Annotated in this window: 1 rRNA gene; it reads left to right on the forward strand. The window is 49.5% G+C overall.

Annotated elements, in window-relative coordinates:
- Nucleotides 1-622, forward strand: a 23S ribosomal RNA gene (locus NML76_RS10205); the annotation flags it as partial.

Consider the following 622-nt stretch of genomic DNA (forward strand, 5'->3'; position numbering starts at 1 on the left):
TAGAAGCCGAAGAAGGACGTGACAAACGACGAAATGCTTTGGGGAGCTGTAAGTAAGCGACGATCCAGAGATGTCCGAATGGGGGAACCCACTAGCTGATGGCTAGTACTCCTATCTGTTAAGGATAGGTAGAGGAAGACGCAGTGAACTGAAACATCTAAGTAGCTGCAGGAAGAGAAAGCAAAAGCGATTGCCTGAGTAGCGGCGAGCGAAACGGCAGGAGGGCAAACCGAAGAGTTTACTCTTCGGGGTTGTAGGACTGCAATGTGGACTTAAAGATTATAGAAGAATGACATGGGAAGGTCAGCCAAAGAGAGTAAGAGCCTCGTATTCGAAATAGTCTTTATACCTAGCAGTATCCTGAGTACGGCGGGACACGAGAAATCCCGTCGGAATCTGGGAGGACCATCTCCCAACCCTAAATACTCTCTAGTGACCGATAGTGAACCAGTACCGTGAGGGAAAGGTGAAAAGCACCCCGGGAGGGGAGTGAAATAGAACCTGAAACCGTGTGCCTACAACAAGTTCGAGCCCGTTAATGGGTGAGAGCGTGCCTTTTGTAGAATGAACCGGCGAGTTACGATATGATGCGAGGTTAAGTTGAAGAGACGGAGCCGTAGGG

Origin of the sequence: Streptococcus sp. CF8_Ac1-9, from assembly GCF_024295565.1 — a bacterium.
GTDB lineage: Bacteria > Bacillota > Bacilli > Lactobacillales > Streptococcaceae > Streptococcus > Streptococcus parasanguinis_X.